This window comes from Streptomyces sp. HUAS ZL42 (genome assembly GCF_040782645.1).
Classification (GTDB): domain Bacteria; phylum Actinomycetota; class Actinomycetes; order Streptomycetales; family Streptomycetaceae; genus Streptomyces.
On record NZ_CP160403.1, the window covers coordinates 79,099 to 97,302 of the forward strand.

Genomic DNA, 18,204 nt, shown 5'->3' on the forward strand with positions numbered 1-18,204 from the left:
CACAGGTCCCTGAGTCGCGGAAAACGAGCGACAGTCACTTTAAAACACCACGTCAGGGTGTTTCACGTGAAACTGACAGCTCGTCACACCTCAGTCCCGGCGGGCCGTGACGTCACCGTTGACCGTGGTCAGGGTCATCAGGCGGTTTCGGTCGGCATCCTGGGCGTGGACATCGGTCGTGGTGCGCCCGTTGTCGGTGCTCATGGTGACGCGGTAGGCCGGGGCATCGCGGGGGACGGTGACCTCGACCGAGCCGTTGACGGTCCTCGCGGTCACGCCCGCGGGCGCGGCAGCGCACTGCATCACCACATCGCCGTTGCCGGTGCTCGCGTGCAGCCGGGCAGCCTCCAGAGATGTCGCGCGCACCGATCCGTTGCGGGTGGACAGCCGCAACGGGGCGTGCGCCTGACCGGAGTGGGTCACTGTCACATCGCCGTTGACGGTCGTGACGTCCAACGCGGCGGCGACGTCCACCACGTCGACGCCGGCGTTGTGGGCGGTGACGGTGACCTTCGCGCCATCGTGGACCTGGACGTACGGCATCCGTGGACAGCCCTGGCCGTCGGGGTCGGCGCACTGCAGATCCAGGGTCCAGCGGTCGCCGTGGTGGGACCAGTGCCCGTCGATCCGGTCGTCCACGGTGATGTGGTGGCCGCCGGCCGGGCGCAGCCGCAGTCCGTTGTCGGTGCTGATCAGCACTTCGCCTTCGGACGCCGCCGCACGCAGCGCGTTGTCGGTCCCGGAGGGGTCGGTGCCACCGCTGTCGCAGGAACCCAAACCCCCGATTCCACACGCCCGCAGTCTCTTTCGACATGTCTCAGCGCGACCTACGCGACGGGCTCACCCTCGCCCCGGCCGGTGAAGCCGCGGCCACGACATCACCGGCCGGCCTCACGTGGCGACCACTGCGGGGTGCTCCCACCTTGACGATCCACCTGGTTCTCCCGCGCGTGCAGTCACCACTGCACCGCCGCATCCGCACCGTCGCCAAATCCCTGGCACACGAGCTGCACTGGCTGCCGGACTGACGCACAGCAGGTCACGCGAGACGGACGTCGGCGGTAGCGAGGCCCATTCACCAGCGCGAATCGCCTCCGAGATCAATAACATCGCCAAGTCCAGGCCGGGTGAGCACAGCCTGCCGTTCTCGACCTGCACCTTGGCCAAGCCGGCTGACTTCCTGGTCGCTGAGGGGTGGTCGACGACATCCGCCATGAGGGCCTTCGCCTTCTCCTCCGTGAGGAGGGCGTGTCCTATCAACGCCCCAAGACCTGGAAGGACTCCCGCGATCCTGGATACGCGGCCAAGAAGGCCCGCATCGAGCATTTCTGCGCGATTCCCGACGGCGAGGTCATGGCCGAGGACGGCGAGCCTCAAGTCGTCTTCTGCCTGGGCGAGTTCGGCCCCCTGCGAACGCCTACGACAGAAGTCCCCAGACCACCACTGTCATAGGCATCCGTCAGCTGCATGCCTCGCTAGGCCGTCCGCGGCCTTCCTGGACGCCTCCGGCATGGTGGCCTCGGCGGCGGCATACGCCGCCGCCGAGGCCCATGTTCCGTCTGCCGCCCAGCAGTTCGCCCCGTACTGTACGCGGGCGTTGCCGGGCCCTGCGCTAGAAGGTCAGGTTCCAGGCGTCGATCTTGCCTGTGTCGGAGGCGGCGTTGTCGTTGACGCGCAGCTTCCAGGTGCCGTTCGCGACCTCCGAGGAGGCGTTGACGGTGTAGGTCTGGGCGATGTTGTCGGCGCTGCCGCCGGTGTGGTTGTGCAGCGTGTAGACGGTGCCGTCCGGCGCCACCAGGTCGACCTTCAGGTCACCTATGTAGGTGTGCTTGATGTCCACACCCACCTTGAGGGTGGCCGGGGCGTTGCCGGTGACACCGGTGACGGTGATCGGGCTCTCCACGGTCGCGTTGTCGTTGATGGCGAAGTCCGTGAGGTTCTCGAAGTACTTGCCGGGTGGCGGGGTGGCCCCGACGGCCTTGAGCGCGTCGACCTGTCCCTCGCCGAAGAACGAGTTGTTGGCCGTCGTGCCCGTGCAGCGGCTGTCCGAGGGGCAGGCGATGTCGTTGGCCTGCTCGGCCAGCTTGGCGCGGATCTGCGCCGGGGTGATGCCCGGGTTGGCGCTGGCGATGAGCGCCGCGACGCCGGCCACGTGCGGGGTGGCCATCGAGGTGCCGCTCTTGCTGCCGTAGCCACCGCCGGGGACGGTTGAGTACACGTTGCTGCCCGGCGCCGCGACGTCGATGACGCCCTGGCCGTAGTTGGAGAACGAGGCCTTGGTGACGCCGGTGCCGTTGGCCGCGACCGTGACCACGCCCGGCAACTCGGTCGGGATGTCGAGGCAGGCGTTGGTGATGGTGCGGGTGACCGGCGTCGAGTCGTTCGGGCTCGCGGAGTCGGTCGTCTTGTGGGCGAGATCGTAGTTCTCGTTGCCCGCAGCGGCGATCTGGAGGGAGCCCTTGCTCTCGGCGTACTCCTGGGCGCGCTTGACGCCCTCGATGATGGCGGCCTGGTCGATGTTGTCCGGGCAGTTGAACTGCCAGGGGTCTGTGTAATAGCTGTTGTTGGTGACCTTGAAGCCGTGGTCACCGGCCCAGACGAAGCCGCAGATGGTGTTCTCGGCGAAGAAGAAGGAGTTGCCCGGCTCGGCGACCCGGACGGCGGCGATCTTCACCCCGGGGGCCACGCCGACGACGCCCTTGCCGTTCTTGGCCGCGGCGACGGTGCCCGCCACGTGGGTGCCGTGCGTGTCGACGTCCCGCCAGGCACCGGCACGGGGGTCGGGCTTGCCGTAAGCGCAGGAGACCGAGTCGGCCGCGTCGAAGTTGGGCGCCAGGTCCTGGTGCTGGTCGTCCACACCGGTGTCCAGGATGCCGACCGTGACGGAGGCGGAGCCCGGGTTCACCGCCCAGGCCTGGTCGGTCTTGATCTGGCTCATGTCGGCCCGGACTGGTTCTCCGGCCGGGGTCGAGGCCTGGGCCGGATTGGCCGGGAGCGCCGGGCTGTAGGCGTCGGCCGGGACGTCCGAGGTGCGCGTGGCGCCGACCTGCTGCACGCCGGCGACGCCGCGCATGGTGGCGGCGAATCCGCTGGACGCCGAGTGGGCGACGATCACACCGATGGCGTCGAAGCTCGAGAAGACGGTGCCGCCGTTGGCCGCGATCGCGGAGCGGACCGCCGACGTGTCACCGGGGGCGGTGATCACGAGGTAGGCACGCGTGCCGGCCGCCCAGGTCGCACTCTGCGAAGCCGGCGCGGCGGCCGGAGCGTGGGCCTTGGCGGTCGGCGCGGTGGAGGGGACGACCGGGAGCGTGCCCGCGAGGGCGCCCGGGGCGCCGAACGCGAGGGCGGCGCCGAGCGTGGCCGCCAGCACCAACGTGCGTCTCGGTCGGCTGGATCTGTGGGGTATCAATGCGTCCTCCGTAGACGGCCCGGCTGTGCTGGTGGCACCGACCGGGCCGTACGAAACCAGTGGTGGGTGCAAGATGTCAGGTGCATGCCCGCGTACGGAAGTACCTTTCTGTACAGGGACGTTGTCGGGGCGTGGCTGAAAAGCGACGTTCTGTGTGCCGGCGCGGCGGCGCGGGCGTAGGGAGTTCGCCGCGGTGGCGGGCGACGGGAGCGATGGGCACGCCGTGATCGACGCCGGCCGGGGCGCGGTGACCGGCTCGTTCGGCGACTCCAGGTCCAGGATTCGTCAACGCGCAGGATCACGCGGCGGTGCGGGCTGCTGCTGGTCGTAGGGGCGTCGAGTTGGCTTGGTGTTCAACCTCAGCCGTTCACCTGACCCGCTGCTCTTGCTTCGTTCTCGGGACAGCAGGGCGGTCGTTCTTCACGCTTCGAGGTGTCGAGCAACGTCGCGTGAAGGGAACGGCCGCTGGTGCAGAGTCTCGCCGCTGAACAGTGCGCTGACGCCGCGTCGGGCGTCCTGTCCCACGTTCGCGTCGAGCTCTACGAGACCATTGCCCGGGAGACCGGGCTGAACTGGCGGACCGTGAAGAAGTGACGGCCTCCGCAGACTGCTGGAACGGTCAATTCTCCAGCGACCCGACTCCATCAGACCCAGGGCAGACCAGAACCTCCATCAGACCCGGTCAGCGGTTCACGGACGACGTGGCCGGATCCGTCAGCCGCAACTCGCCGTTCGGCGTACACATCGGCCGGCGGATGGACCGGTCGACCCAGACCGACTTGCGTGGGACGGGCGTGGCGGCCGTACGGGCCGCGTCCCAGGTCTGGTCTTCCTGCTGCGGCTGTGGAGTCACGTCCCCGATCAGGGCGCTCATCAGGGCCGCACCGGCCAGGTGCCGCCCGCGGAGGCCGGCGGCCGTGAGCGAGGCGTCCTCCGGCTGCTCGTCCAGGGCGCCGAGGAGGCTGCCCGGGATGTGGGGGCGGTGCGGGGAGTCGGCGTCCCGGTACTCGTCGCGCAGGCCGAGTTGGTGGGTGAGTTCGTGGACGTGGTGGGCCGGTGACGCGTCCGCCCACCACGTCGTCTAGTCCTTCGCCCGGTCCCGGCCCGCCAGGTCCACGGTCAGGTGGGGCGAGTCGGCGGGGTCCACATGCTCGACGGTCACGTGCAGCCGGTCGCCGTTGGCCAGGCGGTGGGCGGGTCGTTGAGCAACTGACGTACGCCTGCCGACAGTTGGCGGCGTACATGTGCGGCCTGGCTCTCCGGTCCCCGGATCGCCAGGCGCACCGTGAGGTCGGTGACCGGCTCGCCGCCATACGAGAACCGGCGGGCGTCGAAGCCGGAACGCACCACAAAGCGGGGGCGGTTGTCGCGCGGGCCTCGTGGGGCCGGCGGGGTGGCGGTGTGCTCGTCCGGGCCGGGAGACAGGGCCCCCGGCAGTCGCGGGGATGTGCCCGGCGCCGGGGAGTCGGTCATGGCGTCCGTGTCCATGGCCTCGTCGCCCGACTCGTACTCGGACGAGGACCCGGCGGGATTCTGCTCGTGCGTGCCCTCGGTCCGCTCGCCCTGGAGTACGCCGCCCTGGTCCAGGTAGGCGCCGATGGTCTCCGCGTTGTCCCTGATGTGCTGCACCAGTCGGGGCCGTTGCCGCATCCACTGCGGCATGCGTCAGCCGGGGAAGAACATTCCGTGGGTACCGGACGCCCGCACCCGATAGCCGAGCGTGCTCCCGATGTGCTCGTTGACGGCCTGGTAGGCGAGGTCACAGGAGGCGCAATCCATCTTGAACCCGCCCAGCGGCAACGTCTGGGGGACGTTCGGGTCGCCGGGGTTGTTCTCCCAGTGCGCGACCCAGTGCCCGAGCAGGGTCAGCTCGCCGTGCTCGGAGCCGTGCGCCCCGGGTGCCGGGGTGCCATCCTGGTCCGCCACGTTGAGGATGCGCGGATTGACCAACGCCCTCTTGACGAGGTCGAGTTCGGGCGAGTCCGGGTGGTAGAGCCGGTACCAGCCGGTGGCCAGCGCCCGGAGCTTCGTACGGTCCTGCACGTCCCGTGCGACACCGGGTCGACGGCCGGTCAGCGCTGCGCGAGCCGCCGCCCTTGGGACGGCCGGTGGCCGGGTCGACGGGGCGGTTTCCTCGGGTGAGGATCGTCCGGCCTGTGCCAGCCGACGCATTCGGCGAACGTCGCGGTCGGGAACGGCTTGGCGGGGTGGAGGTCGACGAAGGGCTTGGGACCGCGGCAGACGGCCATGAACCGGCGCACACGGTGAGAGGCGGCTCCGTAGTCGACCGCGTCCAGCGTCCAAGCTTCCGTGGTATGCCATCCGGCCTGCGTCAGCTCGGCGAACAACGCCTCTTCGATCGCGGCGGGCAGCGCGCTGGACTGCTCAACCGCCACCCACTCCAGGCAGCCGCCCCGGGCGAGGACCGCCAACGGCCAGATAACAACCTCGGCCATCAGGCCTGCGCGCTCGTCCTCCAGCCGTGCGAGGGGTTCGCGGACCTCCTTCCAGGTCAGTCCCGAGTGGGGTGCGTAACCAGTGGGCGATCCCTCCCAGGCCAGGAACCCGGCGGCCACTCCCGTCTCGTAGATGACGGGGGGATCGTGGCGATGGCGGCGGCGCGGCCCTTTCCCAGGCCGCTTTCACTGTAGGCCGGGCAGGGCGGGTCAGGGCAATGCCAGTCACGAAACGCAGTGCGGCGATTCGGGGTCCACGTCGGTGACATCGGCGTGGATCACCGTGAACCCGGCGGCCCGTCGCGGTGGCCACGGCATGCTGGTCGTTGTCGATGCCGATCACGTCGAAGTCGACGCCAAGGATGCGCAGCAGACCCAGGCTGAGCCCTCCGGGCCCATGAAATAGGACGATCACGCGCGGCCGAACGGGCCGGCCGTGGAGGTTCGCCTCCGGCGGGAACAGCCACCGCACAGGGAACGGGGCGGCGTGCCACTCCAGCAGCCCGCGGGAAGCGTCGTCCAGGGCGGCCAGCCGCTGGGCTGTGACCCGGCCTTCCGATTCGAGCCGGTCCATCAGCATCGCGGCGCGCTCGCCCTTGGCCTGGCGGGCGCACTCAACTGCCCGCTCCTCATCGCCCTCCACGATGGCGTAGGCGCAGACGGTCACCCGCTCCGCGGCGTCGAACGCCCAGTCCTGTGCCTCCTCATCGGGGTGAGCGTCGACATAGGCGGTCAGCAGATCGGCGGTGCGCTGGCACCCGACGAGTGCCGGGTGACCGGCCGCCTCCTGCAGTGCCGCAGCGTCCTCCGCCTCCTGTTCGGCCGCATCTGCGGCAATCAGCTCCGCAAGCCGCTGGTCGAGGTCGACTAGGCCGACCGGTGAAACCGCAGACGGCACGGCGCGAGGGCACCGGAGGCGGGGTGGGGTGTGAGGACGGCGGATTCGGTTGTGGGCAGGGTGAGCTGAGGCATGACGAGGGATCCCGACCCTGAGCGTGCGGTTGGCCGCCCAGGGCTCAGCGCAAGGCGAGCCGCGCCGCGGGGCCGGGCCCGAAAATGGCGGGCCTGGTGGGGACGGTCCGAACACTGGAGGAACCCACCCCAAGCACCACAACAGCCCCGCTCCGGGGTCAGGTTGGCGCGTGAGACCGCCGTGACGAGGCCGAACATGCACGGGATCGCCGCAGATCAGCTGAGGCAGGACCGGTTGTGGGAGAGCAGGTGGCGAACAGCACATCTGCGCGAAGGCCACGTGGGACGGATGGTCAGCACGCAGCGGCTTGGGCCCGGCGGCCCCTCACGCGGAGGCGTCGTCGGCCGACCCGAGCCGGATCGCGTCCAGCGCGGCCGTCCAGGACGTGCGTCCCGTCTCCAGGGCAGCGACGAAGGAGTAGGGCCAGCCGGGGATGAACTGATCCGCGCTGGGGCCCGCCCGTAGACGTGGCAGAACAGCAACTCCGGGCTGGTGGGGGCGCCGGGACGCAGCCAGTGGCTCACGTCCACCGCGAGCACGATCCGCCCGTCGGCGGCACGCGGCAGCGGCGTGGAGGCAAACGATGGCTCCCGTACGGCGGCCAAGCGTTGGAAATTCGGCGCATCTGGTGCCGGGTCAGACCCCCGCAGTCGTCCGGGCGTCCTCGGCGGGTGTCACGGGGACCGCCGCAGGGCCGCTGCCGTGCCCTTGCGGGGACCCGAACCAGGCCACTGCCACCGCGCCCGATACGGCGAGCACGAACCCGATGATCGCCGCCCAGGCGAAGCCGGGACGGGAGGCATCTCCGAGCCACAGCACTCCGATCATGCCCGGCAGGACGGTCTCGCCGACGACCAGCGCGGCGGTGGCGCCGTTGACCGAGCCGATCTGCAGGGCGACCGTGTGCAGGTACATGCCGCCGATGCCTGCCACCAGGATCGCGTAGAGCGCCGGGTCACAGAGCAGCGCTCCCGGGTCGAATGGGTCGATGCCGTTCAGCACCCGGACCCCGACACCGAGGGCGCCGAAGCCCAGTCCGGACAGCAGGCCGGCCAGGATCGCGGCGCGCGCCCCCAGTAGGCGTACGACCACGGTGCCGCCCACGATCAGGGACAGCGAGATCCCCAGCAGCCACCAGTGCGTGGAGATCGCGGTGTTGCCGCTGCCTTCCGGGCCCGCCGCCGTCGCCAGAAGCACCAGCGCGGAGCAGACCACGGCGATCGAGGTCCACTCGGCGCGGTTGAGCCGGATGCCGAGGAGCTTGATGCTCAGCACCGCCGTGATCACCAAGTTGGCGCTGATCACGGTCTGCGACAGGAACAGCGGCAAGAGGCGCGCCGCCAGTGCGCCGAGCCCGAAGCCGACGAAGTCCAGGATGGTCCCGACGATGAACTCCCAGGTCATCGCTGCCTTCGCAGTGGACGACAGGCTCGGGCCGCCGTGCTGGGTCACGCTGCCCGCGGCAGCCTCCCGGCGGGCTGACTTCCGTGATCCGACGGCCTGCAGGACCGAGCCCGTGCCGTAACAGATCGATGCCGCCACGGCGGTGAGCAGTCCTATGAGCACCAAAAGCTCCGTTCATGTATGGGGCGGTGGGGTTCGGTCCCGTTCCCACTGGCAGACGTGGGTTTCGGCGCGAAAGTTGCTTCCCGAGGAGTGCTCAGCTTCTACGCCTAGGGGACCTTGAGCGCGTCCCAACTCGCCTTGCTCGGCGGCCAGGTGGCCGCCGAGCCGGTGTACCCAAGCTTCCGCTGCCACGCCTCGCAGGAGGCGACGTCGCCGGAGCCGATGGTGTTCTTGTTGGCGCTGCTGTGATGCTTGTTGCAGCCGACCGCCACAAGGCGGTCGTGCATGCGGCCCACGATGGGGCTCGTACGGCCCATGGAGAACAACGACCCCCGTGACATACACGACCTGACCGACATGACTCTGAAGCCGGCGACGCCGCGGCCTCGTCTTCCTCCGTCCAACAGGCCCTCTGCACGGTGGGACCGCCTGCCGCACCCCGCAGCGCGTGAGCGCGGTCCGGCAGGACACGGAGCGGCCAGCCGGACACGCGGAAAGCTGGTGCGGCACGCGGAGCGCGCCGACCGACCGCCGCGCACCACTGCGCGCCCCAGCCCGGCGAGAACGGACCCTGCACTCCGCTCCGCCGCACCCGGACGACCGCTGCACCCCCTCATTGCCCCGCTGGCCCCTGAGAAGACGTGAAGCCGGCGCCAGCGGCCTCCTCGTAGGCGCTGCGAGGGTCGCCCTACCCGTCCCGAGCATGTGAGGGGTCACCCCCGGGACAACGCGCAACAATCAGCCGATCAACACAACCCCGGGCGCCCCGCCCGCCGGAGGAGTCAAGCCCCTCGGGTGGCCGAGGCCGACCGTCACCAACCCGGGCCGCACCCCGGCCGTGCACGGAGAACACCGCAGCCCACGGCACGGGTCGCGCTGGATGGCGAGGGCCTCGCGGGTGGCGTCGACGGGGTCGCTGGCATCCAGGTCGACGTCCCAGCGCACGAGGTAGGAACTCACGTCCCCGCCCTCTCATCCGGGGCGTGGCCAGCCAGTGGCAGGGGCGGCAGGAGTCGAACCTGCGGCATCCGGTTTTGGAGACCGGCGCTCTGGCCATCTGAGCTACGCCCCTTTGGTGGGTGACAGCTTGGCATGACCAACAGGTCCATCTCCATGGGATTTCCGCCTGTTCAAAGAAGGCGCGGGACGCCAACGACCTTGCCGAGGATCCGCGCGCCGTCGGGCGGCGCCGCGCGGGTCGCCTTGCTCTGACAGGTGCTCATGACCTCCCTCCAGCCTCGGCGACGCGGGCCTCGCCAAGGGCGCGCTCCGTGATACACACCGCTCCGATCTTCACCGTGGGGCCGAGGCCGTCGAGCCACATCTCCTCCCCCACGGCGGCCACCGTTACTGACTTCGGCGTTTCGGGGTCTGGATCTGCTCGGGACCGGTGACGCGGTCCGTCCGGGCTGGTACGCCGGAGGCATGCGGTACCCAGATGGGGGCGGGCTGACCTCCGAGCAGCGCAAGCGCCGCGAAGAGGTGCGGATGCGGGCCGTCGACCTCTTCGAGGGGGGCGCGGAAGTCCCGTGCATCGCACGGGAGTTACGGGTGAGCGAGAAGTCCGTCTACCAGTGGCGCCGTGCCTGGAAGGCGGGCGGGCGAAAGGCCCTGCGCTCCAAGGGGCCCCCGGGCTACGACTGCCGGCTCGGGCCTCACCTGCAGGCCAAACTCTCCGCCTGGCGGGGCGAGGGACCGGCCGCACACGGCTGGAGCGACGACCAGGCGTGGACGCCGCAAGGGTGCGCACGCTGATCGGGCGGAAGTTCCACCTCTCCTACAGCGTCTCCGGGGTGACCCGGCTGCTGCACAGGATGGGCTACAGCGTGCAGATGCCCGCCCGGCCCGCCGCCGAAGACTACGATTGGTCTCATGGATGGGCAGGACCGATTACAGGCGGGGAAGATACGTTGTTTCGGCGATGCATGTGCACTTGGTCTTCTGGACGAAGTACCGGCCCGGGGTGTTCAACGACGAGATGCTGACACGCTGCGAAGAGATCATGCGCAAGGTCTGCGAGGACTTCGAAGCGGAGCTGAAGGAGTTCAACGGCGAACGCGATCACGTCCACCTCCTGGTGCACTACCCGCCCAAGGCCGCCGTCTCCAAGCTGGTGGGCAGCCTCAAGGGTGTATCCGCCCGCCGGATACGGCAGGAGTTCACCGGCCGGATCAACCGTGCCATCATGCACGGGCACCTGTGGTCGCCCTCGTATTTCTCCGCATCGTGCGGCGGAGCACCCCTGGCAATCGTCCGCCAGTACATCGAGCAGCAACAACGTCCGCTCTAACGTGCACGTCAGAGCAGCCTTGAGATGCATTCATCCCCGGCGTGAACGCCGGGGCCTTCTGCAAGAGTCCCGGTAATCTTCGCGTACCCCCAGTCCTCGACCTTGACGTACGCCGCACCGATTTACCGCGACGGTCATACACCACGTCCCACGTCTTGCCCGGCACCAGCAGATGCAGCTTGTAGCACCAGCCCGCATCTATGCGCACCACATCCCAGTCCTCCCCGTCCGGCGTGTGCGTCCCATAGGTAGACAGCCCGTACGACGCACCCCCGACACAGCCGGTACTCCACGAGCCGGTCGTCCCCCAGCTGCACGTCCAGTCCTTGAACGCCGTCGCATAGGTGAAGGTGTAGTTGTAGGACTGCGAACACCCCGCGATGGTGCAGCCCCCCGCACTCGCTTGCGGAGCTGGACCCAGCACCACCAGCCCCAATACGGCCGCCAGCAAGCCCGCTCCCCGAGCCCACCACTGTCTCCTGCGCATCAAGCCCCCACTCCAAGAAACGTCAACCGGAGCCTTCCGGCCGCAGAAGTATCACCACCGCACAACAACCGTACAAGACACCGGACTTGGCCGACCTCCGCGGACAGGCACCCATCGCGTCACGCGAGATCGTCGTACGACGCCGAGGTGAAGACGCCCGGGACAGACGGCCGGGCCGAGGAGTTCGCCGAGCAGGCACACCGCCAAGGTCGAAGCCGTACGGATCGCGCGGCTGACCGTGGACGGAGTCGAGGCCTACCGCCGCGCCGAGCGCGAGGCGTGGCAGGCGCAGCAGGAGCAGGCCAAGGCCGCCGCGAATTCCTGGCCCTGACACACCCCCAACCGCTCCGGGCCGGTCCGGGCCCGCACGCCCGGACCGGCCCCCTGGAGGAGGCACGTGCGGATGAGCAAGCACCGTGCCGACGCCCTGAACCGGTGTGCACGGTTTCTGCACCAGCACCAGCGCCGCAAGGACCGGTCGACGTTGCCGTGTCTCCGACCCCTCTGGAGACAGTTCGTGTCCGGGACAGGGGTGCAGGGCGGTTCTTCGCCGCCGGCGAACGGGAGTCTCAGTCGGCTCCTTTCAGTCCGAACCGCACGGTGCCCGACATGGAGGCCAGACCGCAGTAGACGATGCTGCCGTCCTCGTAGGGGATCTCCAGGGCCTCGAAGCCGCCGATCCGCACGCGGACGCACGGCCAGAGGCCGTCGTGGAATCGCGCTCCGGCGGCTTCCCGAGGGGCGGTCTGGACCGCGTGCAGGGCGCGGACGGTCAGGTCGTGGCTCCCATCGGGGTTCAGATCGCCTGGGGCCCGGTCGCCCGAGTGCCACTCGTGCTGGGCCATGAAGTTGTGCAGTCCGGTGACGAAAAGCCAGGTGTCGGATTCGTCGCCCGGCAGGGGGCGGTGGGTCCCGATGAAGGCGTCAGGCCGGCCTGGCCGGTCGCCGTAGCCCAGCCAGACGTGGCTCAGGCGCTCGCCGTATCCCTCGGTGCCCATCAAGTGCGGGCCCGAAAGTGACGGCTCGGCGATGACCCCGACCTGTCGGCCGAAGTCTGCGTATGCCTGCTTGAGCTTCTGTTGGGCCCATCCGGCCGGGGGCGCGCCGCCGCCGACCATCCTCAGAGCCGTGGTGTAGGCGATGCCCAGGCGTCGGGCCAGTTCGCGGGCACGGCGTTTGCGGGCAGCGTTCTCGGGCACGGTGAGTGCCTGGTCCTTCCTCGGATCCCACGCCTCCGGCCAGGCAGAACACCAGGACGCGGCCCCGAGGACCTTGACCGATCGTGCCGTCGCGGCGTGGGCGCTCACCGGCTCGGTACAGGCATGCGTGTCTGCCCGCTGGAACTCTAGCAGCCCGCCATGCCGGCGACTGATGAGCTTCACAGTGAGGGCAGGCGCCGGGTGCGGCCTACTGATCTCTTCGGACTGTTGTCGGATGCTGATCCCTTCGGTAGGCCGTTGGCATGCGGTACGCGCAGGGTGGTGGATTGACCACGAAGGGGCGGCGGCGGTGTGACCTGCGGTGGAAGGCAGCGTGCGGGCTCGGTCTGCACGACATGGCGTTCGACCCGTCGCTGCTGGCCTACTTCCGCCGCCGCCTTTCCCGTTCTGCCCGGCCGAACTGGGCGTTCGAGGCGGTGCGGGAGGTCGTGAAGGCCACCGGTGTACTCAAGGGCAAGCACCGGCGAGCGCCGGACTCCACCGTTTTGGACGACGCGGTCGCCACTCAGGACACCGTCACACAGCTCATCGCCGCCGTCCGCGCGGTCATCCGCGAGGTCCCCGGCGCCGACCAGTTGGCAGCCGTGCAGTGCACCGCGCATGACTACAGCGACCCCGGCAAACCCCGCATCGCCTGGAACGACGACCAGGCCCGTGCTGATCTCGTCGACGCCCTGGTCGGTGACGCGCTCAGGCTGCTGGGCCATCTGCCGGACCAGCAGCTTGGTGAGAAAGCCGCGAACGCGGTGGGCCTGCTGGCCCTGGTCGCCGGACAGGACGTGGAACCGGCCGAGGACTCCGACGGCCGTGACGGACGCTGGCGCATCACCCGCGGCACCGCCTACGACCGGACAATCTCCACCGTCGATGCCGAATCCCGGCACATCCACAAGACCCGCACTCACCAGCAGGACGGATACAAAGCCCACCTGGCCATCGAGCCGGAGACCGCGTTATACACCGCTGTGGCCCTCACCCCCGGCGTCGGGCCCGAGCACCACGAGGCCACCGTCGGCGTGGACCTGCTCGCCGGGGAAGACGGGCCGGTGGACGCTTTCGGTGATACCGCCTACTCCACCAGCGAGGCCCGCCAGGCCCTCGAAGCAGCAGGCCACCGGCTGTTTTTCAAACCCGCCCCGCTACGGGCAGCTGTCCCCGGCGCCTTCACCCTGGACGACTTCGCCATCGACACCGCCGCCGCCACGGTCACCTGCCCTCAAGGACACACCGTTGCGCTGTCGGACCCCGGCGGGCAGCACAACCAGCGCAAGGCAGCCTCCGGGAACCTGTGCACCGGATGTCCCCTGCGCGAGCGGTGCACCAAAGCCAAGGCCGGCCGCATCCTGACCATCCGCCCCCACCACGACCTGCTCGCGGCTGCCCGCCGCCAGGCCACAACCGACCCCGACTGGCAAGCGGACTACCGGCGCTGGAGACCACCAGTCGAACGCGCCGTCGCCTGGCTCGTCCACCACGGCAACCGCCGCCTGCGCTACCGCGGCACCATCAACAACGACACCTGGCTCCACACCCGAGCCGCCGCCCTCAACATCCGCCGACTGATCAACCTCGGACTCACCCGCACAGGCAACACCTGGACGATCAACCCGACCACCGCATAAGCCGAGGGGCTGTCCAGCCCACGGACCGGACAGCCCCGGGTGTGTCTGAAAGATCGTGTAAGTCCGTGACGTGTCCTCTACCGCCAAGGCGTCGTGGTCGCGGACGACGCGCTTGGCCCACTTGCGGGCGGTGTCCTGCCGCTGCCGGGGCCACCTTCTTGTGCACCTTCGCCGTCTGGGACCTCGCCGTCGTGTAGCCGACGGACGCGGCCTGTCCCCGTTTCGGCTTCCTGCGTCGTGCGTCGCCGTCGCGTTTTCCATACCCACCCTGATAACCGTCTGCGGCCGGCGCCGCAGACCCGCCAGACCGAAGGTCAGGTCGGGTTCAGTGGAGTGATGCCGGTGCCCGCGTACAGCTCGGGTTCCAGCGACAGGACAGTGAGTGGTTCCCCCGCCTTCACCGCCTGCCAGGCGATCGCTGCCGCGTGCGCCACCGGCCAGTCGACGTTTCGCCAGTCCATCGCATCCACCGCGTGCGCCGCGGTGAACGGCATGTTCTCCGCGTACCGCAGGGACGCCGCGTGCTGGCCGGCACCGGCGACGTGCCGTTCGGCGGCCAGCATGGACAGCGACGGGATGATGACACGGCCAGTGCCACGCGAGGCCTCGATGTAGAGGCCGGTGAAGAAGGGATCCGCACGGAACAGGGCGGCCAGAGCGGTGTGGTCCAGGACGGCCGTCAGGTTCATGTGGCGGCGCCGCCCTGATGGGCGCGGATCTTCGCCCAGGCGTCCTGGCCGGCCTGCTGGACCTGCTCGGTGTACTCGATGCCAAGCTCGCGGGCAGCTTCAAAGGCCCGCTGCTCCCGCTCGGCCGCCGTGAGTTCCCGGGTAGCGAGGTCCTCCAGCAGCTCCGTGATGGTGGTGCCGCGCTCCTCCGCGAGGATGCGCAGCCGGTCGCGCACTTCCTCGCTGGTTTTGATGCTCGTCGGCTTGCTCATAGCACCGATTCTACCGCCGGTAGACATCGCGGATCACGTCTTCGAGCACTTCTGTGACTGAGCGCGACGGTTGGCCAATGAGTCCCTCACTTGGCAGCTGGTGCGCTCAGCGGCTACGAGGTCTTGTGACCGGTACTTAGGTACAGGTTTACCGTCGGAGGTGTCCCCGGCTGCGGGGATGTGGCGACGGGAGTGAGCGTGATGACCGATCTGGCGTGGGTGCCGCAGTCCTGCACGCTTCTCACTGAGGAGCGGCCCTTGCGGGTCGCGGAGTGGGATGCGCTGTTCGCAGAGCAGCTGACCTCGCTGTCCCGGCCCGAGCCGCTGCGTCTGCGCCTTGACCTGGCCGGCGGCGGGGATGTCGTTGAGCGAGTTCGTGACCTGGCGGATCGGGAGAGCGGCTGCTGTTCGTTCTTCACCTTCGCGGTCACCCCGGGCGAGGACCTGGTCCACGTGGACATCTCGGTGGACCCGGCTCATGAGGCGGTCCTGGAGGCCATCGCGGTGCGCACCGGCATCGCCGGGGAGCCATGGTGACCGCGGTCCTGCGCAGCGGTCAGGTCGCCGCGGCGGCCGGGGTGAACATCCAGACGCTGCGCTACTACGAGCGGCGCGGTCTGCTGGCCGAGCCCGAGCGCAGCAACGGCGGCCACCGCCTGTACGGCGAGGAAGCGGTGACCGCGCTGCGGGTCATCAAGGCCGCCCAGCGCCTGGGCTTCACGTTGGAGGAGGTTGCCGAACTGCTGGAGGCCGGCCGACACCGCCACGGCCGCCCCGTGGCAGGGCTGCAGGAGCGCGCGGCGGCCAAGCTCGCCGAGGTCGACGCGAAGATTGCGGACCTGACCACCATCCGCACTGCACTGGCCACGGCCGTGGCGGCGGGCTGCGACGACCTGACCGCCTGCGTCTCGATGGAATGCTGCCCCGGATCCCCTTCACCGATCTCGCCGCCGAGGAGAACCGCCATGCCGGACCGTGCCGCTAAACCGCACGCCCACAAGGCACCGAAGGCCCTGGCGGGCCTGGCCGCCCTGGCCTGCGTGGCGTGCTGCGCTCTGCCCGTCCTGATCACTGCGGGCGTTCTGGGCGCCGGGGCCGACGCGGTGGTGGGCTGGCTGCCCGGCATCGCGGTCGTCCTGGCGGTGCTCGCCGGCGGATCCTGGTGGCTGGGGCAGCGTCGACGCTGCTGCTCCTGCGCTCCGAAAACCGCCGGTGGGGATGGGTGCACCTGCCGGGCATCCACCGACCCCACGCAGATCACGAGTGCGGGCCGCCAATAGGGTCACCTGCATGGTTGTCGCTCGTTCCGTTGCCCTGTTCGCCCTCGCCGCACTCTTCGAGATCGGCGGCGCCTGGTTGGTCTGGCAGGGCATCCGCGAGCACAAGGGCTGGATCTGGATCGGCGCCGGCGTCATCGCCCTCGGTCTCTACGGGGTGGTCGCCACCTGGCAGCACGACGACAACTTCGGCCGCATCCTCGCCGCCTACGGCGGGATCTTCGTCGCCGGGTCCATCGCTTGGGGCATGGTCGCCGACGGCTACCGCCCCGACCGCTGGGATGTCATCGGCGCCCTGGTCTGCCTCGCAGGCATGGCCGTGATCATGTATGCACCGCGCGGGAACGGAACCTGCCCCGGGCGCCCACGCCGGCCAAGTAGAAGCCTCAGAATGTGCCGCCTGCGACGCTCAGTCACAGCTCCTTCGGCGCAGTCGGTGACCCACCCCAGGCGGCCCCCGGATGGCGGGGCGCCCTCGAGACGGCACGGCTTCCCCACCGGCCTGGGGCGGGATGCCGGGACTGACCCCGCCATGCGGCTGATTCCAGTCACAACCCTGTTGCCTGGCCGAATCCAGTGCCATCCTGTGACCGCGGTGATCCTCTTCCTCCCCCGGGCGGAGGCCTCGCCCCCCGGCCCCGTCCGTGTGCTGTCACCTGGGCGGGGCCGCGCCGTCCCTCCCGGCCTCCCCACGGGAGGGCCGACGGCTGCGCGGACACCGACCGTGTGCGCCCTCTACGCGCTTGCCTCGCCGATGCGGCGTTTGGCCCGCTCGACCTGGCGCAGCAGCAGGTCCGCGAACTGGATGATCTCTGCTGCCTCGATCGGGTCGTCGAAATCGACGGTGCGGTGGCTGGCGGGGTTCTTGTACGCGCCCATGGCGCCGGCGAACAGGTTGGCGGTGGCCGCCTGCTCCCCGCCCTCGGCTTCAGCGTCAGCCAGCGCGCCGCCGGCCTTGCCGTTGTCATGAGGTCGGAACGCCTCACGCATCAGCTTCACTCCGACCAGGGAGTTGTCGAGTCTGGAGGCGTCGCGGACGGCGACCTCGACCGCCTTCATCGCGGCGAAGCACGCCGTCTCGTAATCACCCAGGTCGAAGTTGGTGCGTACCGTGTCTTCCAGGTCCGGGTGAAGCGGACCGGACAGCCGCTCGCGGGCCTCGAACCGCGTGATGCCCTGCGGGTCCTTCATCAAGTCCATGCCGTCGGCGGAGATCCGGCGGAACGCATCGGACTGGCTGGGTTCCCGGGACAGCAGCGCCTGCGCCTCCAGCCAGCACCAGGCATCGGACAGCCGGTTCACGAGCGCGTCCGCATCCGGCTCTTCCTGGAATGCCTGCCGCGCCGAACTCATCGTGCTCCCGTACTGCAGATATCCGGTGCCGCTGGCGAGGTGCCGCAGAAGAAGGAGCGCGACATCCCGCGTGGGCAACTGCCGGATCTGCTCTGCCGGAACCGGCGGTATGTACCTGAAGTTCATGGGGCCACAAGCTACGACGCAGCACTGACACTGGTCTGCTTTTCCGTGTCGCGCCGACTTGACCTGATATGGGGTGGTGTCTTTGGATCAGCGCGGGCCTGTGAACGCCCGGCAGCGCGACGGATGAAGCCCCCGCAAGCTCCGTTGCCGAGGACCGGCCAGAAGCGTCACCACGCACGGCATCGGACGCACAACCACGCAGACACAGCGCTGATCGAGGGGGGCCGGCCAGCGCGGAACAGGCACCGATGAGCCACCAGACAGCTCTGGCCGCCACTGAGGACCGCCGTCGCTGCACGTGCAAATCCCATCAGTCCCTGCACTCGCTGGTCAGCCCCGCAGGCTGCTCACCGGCTTCAACCCCCGATGGTGGGAGCGCGTCATCGACCTCCTGCGACGACTACCAGCTCCTGCAAGACCACTGCTGCGAGGGCCGCGAACCGAGAGCTCACCCGAGCGCTGAACCAAACCCATCCAGGCCT

At 69.5% G+C, this 18,204-nt stretch carries 22 protein-coding genes, 1 tRNA gene and 5 pseudogenes; 12 read left to right on the forward strand and 16 right to left on the reverse strand.

Annotated elements, in window-relative coordinates; all coding sequences use genetic code 11:
• Positions 1-90 precede the first annotated feature (90 nt).
• Entirely contained in the window at positions 91-777 is a 687-nt protein-coding gene (locus ABZO29_RS00425; RefSeq protein ID WP_367318128.1) for a DUF4097 family beta strand repeat-containing protein, read from the reverse strand.
• Between the two features lie 35 nt (positions 778-812).
• Here ABZO29_RS00425 and ABZO29_RS00430 point away from each other — a divergent pair, with 35 nt between their 5' ends.
• Positions 813-1,028, forward strand: a complete 216-nt coding sequence (locus ABZO29_RS00430) for a hypothetical protein (RefSeq protein ID WP_367326415.1) — start codon at positions 813-815, stop codon at positions 1,026-1,028.
• 68 nt (positions 1,029-1,096) lie between these two features.
• Positions 1,097-1,410 (forward strand): annotated as a pseudogene (locus ABZO29_RS00435) (IS630 family transposase); the annotation flags it as partial.
• A 202-nt stretch (positions 1,411-1,612) separates the two neighbouring features.
• Here ABZO29_RS00435 and ABZO29_RS00440 read toward each other — a convergent pair.
• On the reverse strand, positions 1,613-3,373 hold the full coding sequence (locus ABZO29_RS00440; protein ID WP_367326013.1) for a S8 family serine peptidase: 1,761 nt from the start codon (positions 3,371-3,373) through the stop codon (positions 1,613-1,615).
• A 507-nt stretch (positions 3,374-3,880) separates the two neighbouring features.
• Between ABZO29_RS00440 and ABZO29_RS00445 the strand changes: the two genes are divergently transcribed.
• Positions 3,881-4,006 carry a hypothetical protein gene (locus ABZO29_RS00445; protein WP_367318129.1) on the forward strand — a complete coding sequence of 42 codons (126 nt, stop codon included), beginning with the start codon at positions 3,881-3,883 and terminating at the stop codon, positions 4,004-4,006.
• Positions 4,007-4,094: 88 nt separating this feature from the next.
• Here ABZO29_RS00445 and ABZO29_RS00450 read toward each other — a convergent pair whose 3' ends face one another.
• Positions 4,095-4,286 (reverse strand): hypothetical protein, encoded by a 192-nt coding sequence (locus tag ABZO29_RS00450; protein WP_367318130.1) that lies wholly within the window; start codon positions 4,284-4,286, stop codon positions 4,095-4,097.
• A gap of 18 nt (positions 4,287-4,304) precedes the next feature.
• Here ABZO29_RS00450 and ABZO29_RS00455 point away from each other — a divergent pair, with 18 nt between their 5' ends.
• A complete protein-coding gene (locus tag ABZO29_RS00455) occupies positions 4,305-4,472 on the forward strand; it encodes a hypothetical protein (protein WP_367318131.1) in 168 nt (55 codons plus the stop codon).
• Between the two features lie 98 nt (positions 4,473-4,570).
• Here ABZO29_RS00455 and ABZO29_RS00460 read toward each other — a convergent pair whose 3' ends face one another.
• The 3 genes from ABZO29_RS00460 to ABZO29_RS00470 are packed head-to-tail and all read right to left on the reverse strand — an operon-like array spanning position 4,571 to position 5,988.
• Positions 4,571-5,062 (reverse strand): hypothetical protein, encoded by a 492-nt coding sequence (locus tag ABZO29_RS00460; RefSeq protein ID WP_367318132.1) that lies wholly within the window; start codon positions 5,060-5,062, stop codon positions 4,571-4,573.
• Positions 5,063-5,077: 15 nt separating this feature from the next.
• Entirely contained in the window at positions 5,078-5,455 is a 378-nt protein-coding gene (locus ABZO29_RS00465) for a hypothetical protein (RefSeq protein ID WP_367318133.1), read from the reverse strand.
• A gap of 29 nt (positions 5,456-5,484) precedes the next feature.
• Positions 5,485-5,988: a hypothetical protein gene (locus ABZO29_RS00470; protein ID WP_367318134.1), complete on the reverse strand. Its 504-nt coding sequence runs from the start codon at positions 5,986-5,988 to the stop codon at positions 5,485-5,487.
• Between the two features lie 367 nt (positions 5,989-6,355).
• Here ABZO29_RS00470 and ABZO29_RS00475 point away from each other — a divergent pair, with 367 nt between their 5' ends.
• Positions 6,356-6,739 carry a hypothetical protein gene (locus tag ABZO29_RS00475; RefSeq protein ID WP_367318135.1) on the forward strand — a complete coding sequence of 128 codons (384 nt, stop codon included), beginning with the start codon at positions 6,356-6,358 and terminating at the stop codon, positions 6,737-6,739.
• Between the two features lie 432 nt (positions 6,740-7,171).
• On the opposite strand, the pseudogene ABZO29_RS00480 reads toward ABZO29_RS00475, so the two are convergent.
• From ABZO29_RS00480 to ABZO29_RS00500, 5 genes and pseudogenes are all read right to left on the reverse strand, one after another.
• Positions 7,172-7,410 (reverse strand): annotated as a pseudogene (locus ABZO29_RS00480) (transposase); the annotation flags it as partial.
• A gap of 67 nt (positions 7,411-7,477) precedes the next feature.
• Entirely contained in the window at positions 7,478-8,407 is a 930-nt protein-coding gene (locus tag ABZO29_RS00485; RefSeq protein ID WP_367318136.1) for a hypothetical protein, read from the reverse strand.
• A 107-nt stretch (positions 8,408-8,514) separates the two neighbouring features.
• Entirely contained in the window at positions 8,515-9,024 is a 510-nt protein-coding gene (locus ABZO29_RS00490) for a peptidoglycan-binding protein (protein ID WP_367318137.1), read from the reverse strand.
• Between the two features lie 121 nt (positions 9,025-9,145).
• On the reverse strand, positions 9,146-9,367 hold the full coding sequence (locus ABZO29_RS00495; protein WP_367318138.1) for a hypothetical protein: 222 nt from the start codon (positions 9,365-9,367) through the stop codon (positions 9,146-9,148).
• Positions 9,368-9,402: 35 nt separating this feature from the next.
• A tRNA-Trp gene (locus tag ABZO29_RS00500) sits at positions 9,403-9,479 on the reverse strand.
• Positions 9,480-9,832: 353 nt separating this feature from the next.
• On the opposite strand from ABZO29_RS00500, the gene ABZO29_RS00505 reads away from it, so the two are divergent.
• Genes ABZO29_RS00505 through tnpA form a run of 3 tightly spaced genes read left to right on the forward strand, consistent with a single transcriptional unit; the run spans position 9,833 to position 10,697 of the window.
• Entirely contained in the window at positions 9,833-10,162 is a 330-nt protein-coding gene (locus ABZO29_RS00505) for a helix-turn-helix domain-containing protein (protein WP_367318139.1), read from the forward strand.
• The gene (locus ABZO29_RS00510; protein WP_367318140.1) at positions 10,150-10,392 is read left to right on the forward strand and encodes a winged helix-turn-helix domain-containing protein; all 243 of its coding nucleotides are present in this window, start codon (positions 10,150-10,152) and stop codon (positions 10,390-10,392) included. The genes ABZO29_RS00505 and ABZO29_RS00510 overlap by 13 nt, the downstream gene beginning before the upstream one ends.
• Positions 10,284-10,697, forward strand: a complete 414-nt coding sequence (gene tnpA, locus ABZO29_RS00515; protein WP_367318141.1) for an IS200/IS605 family transposase — start codon at positions 10,284-10,286, stop codon at positions 10,695-10,697. Before ABZO29_RS00510 ends, tnpA begins: the two co-directional genes overlap by 109 nt.
• Before the next feature lie 1,056 nt (positions 10,698-11,753).
• Here tnpA and ABZO29_RS00520 read toward each other — a convergent pair.
• Positions 11,754-12,383, reverse strand: a complete 630-nt coding sequence (locus ABZO29_RS00520; protein WP_367318142.1) for a hypothetical protein — start codon at positions 12,381-12,383, stop codon at positions 11,754-11,756.
• A 314-nt stretch (positions 12,384-12,697) separates the two neighbouring features.
• On the opposite strand from ABZO29_RS00520, the pseudogene ABZO29_RS00525 reads away from it, so the two are divergent.
• Positions 12,698-14,026, forward strand: a pseudogene (locus ABZO29_RS00525) (IS1182 family transposase); the annotation flags it as partial.
• Positions 14,027-14,098: 72 nt separating this feature from the next.
• Here ABZO29_RS00525 and ABZO29_RS00530 read toward each other — a convergent pair.
• The 3 genes and pseudogenes from ABZO29_RS00530 to ABZO29_RS00540 form a co-directional block, all read right to left on the reverse strand.
• Positions 14,099-14,261, reverse strand: a pseudogene (locus ABZO29_RS00530) (RNA-guided endonuclease TnpB family protein); the annotation flags it as partial.
• 79 nt (positions 14,262-14,340) lie between these two features.
• On the reverse strand, positions 14,341-14,715 hold the full coding sequence (locus ABZO29_RS00535; protein WP_367318143.1) for a PIN domain-containing protein: 375 nt from the start codon (positions 14,713-14,715) through the stop codon (positions 14,341-14,343).
• A complete protein-coding gene (locus tag ABZO29_RS00540) occupies positions 14,712-14,966 on the reverse strand; it encodes a hypothetical protein (protein WP_367318144.1) in 255 nt (84 codons plus the stop codon). Before ABZO29_RS00540 ends, ABZO29_RS00535 begins: the two co-directional genes overlap by 4 nt.
• A gap of 201 nt (positions 14,967-15,167) precedes the next feature.
• Between ABZO29_RS00540 and ABZO29_RS00545 the strand changes: the two genes are divergently transcribed.
• The 3 genes and pseudogenes from ABZO29_RS00545 to ABZO29_RS00555 all read left to right on the forward strand — a co-directional run.
• Complete coding sequence (locus tag ABZO29_RS00545; RefSeq protein WP_367318145.1) at positions 15,168-15,503, forward strand: hypothetical protein; 336 nt, start codon at positions 15,168-15,170, stop codon at positions 15,501-15,503.
• The gene (locus ABZO29_RS00550) at positions 15,497-16,246 is read left to right on the forward strand and encodes a MerR family transcriptional regulator (protein WP_367318146.1); all 750 of its coding nucleotides are present in this window, start codon (positions 15,497-15,499) and stop codon (positions 16,244-16,246) included. Before ABZO29_RS00545 ends, ABZO29_RS00550 begins: the two co-directional genes overlap by 7 nt.
• Positions 16,247-16,256: 10 nt before the next feature.
• A pseudogene (locus ABZO29_RS00555) lies at positions 16,257-16,586 on the forward strand (YnfA family protein); the annotation flags it as partial.
• Between the two features lie 392 nt (positions 16,587-16,978).
• Here the strand turns inward: ABZO29_RS00555 and ABZO29_RS00560 are convergent.
• Positions 16,979-17,674: a TIGR02391 family protein gene (locus ABZO29_RS00560; RefSeq protein ID WP_367318147.1), complete on the reverse strand. Its 696-nt coding sequence runs from the start codon at positions 17,672-17,674 to the stop codon at positions 16,979-16,981.
• Positions 17,675-18,204 lie beyond the last annotated feature (530 nt).